1 protein-coding gene is annotated in these 573 nt (G+C 48.9%); it reads right to left on the bottom strand.

Annotated elements, in window-relative coordinates:
* Positions 1–364: 364 nt before the first annotated feature.
* A partial coding sequence (locus Q5Y71_RS17130) for a hypothetical protein (RefSeq protein ID WP_306043282.1) occupies positions 365–573 on the bottom strand: 209 nt, incomplete at its 5' end.

The raw sequence follows: 573 nt of genomic DNA, 5'->3' as shown, positions 1-573 counted from the left end.
CTCGCCGAACAATCAGGGTGATCTCCGATCCATCAGTTCTTGAAATGGTTGTTTCTGAGGTACGGACTGCGCTTATCGTGGAAGAAGAAGCCAGTAGAAGTCCAATCGTTTGAATAAAGATAAATATTCGCCACATAGACGCCTCTTGAGCATAAGAAAATTACCACATCAACGATAGCCGTTTCTTCCTGGGGCTGGAAGCGCATTGTGGTACGATGTAACAGGTATATAGTGGCCACCGTAACCACTATTATCCTGATTACTCTCTAAGAAACAATTGGGGCCGTGGTGATCAAGAATACGCGCCGCTTTCGCTTCCTGCTGCCGACATTGTTTCCTGACAGAGAAATCTTCTGCAAGCTGGCTACCCGTTTGGTACCGACGTAGAGTCTTGAAGTGCTGCTCCCGGCACAGACAAATAACGGGGTAAGGGGAAGTTGTGTCCAGCGCAGCCTGGGTCGAACAAAACCTGTTCAAAGAGGATAAATTGCCAGCAAAAGTCAGCAGCTCCAGTTCCGCTCAGGCCAAAAGCATAAAATGCTGCGGTGTGAAGCTGGCCGTGCAAAATCCGGG

The sequence above is a fragment of the Microbulbifer sp. 2205BS26-8 genome, from assembly GCF_030731025.1.
In the GTDB taxonomy this organism is placed as follows: domain Bacteria; phylum Pseudomonadota; class Gammaproteobacteria; order Pseudomonadales; family Cellvibrionaceae; genus Microbulbifer; species Microbulbifer spongiae.
Note: the sequence above shows the minus strand (reverse complement) of the source record. Positions and strands in the feature narration are given on the sequence as shown.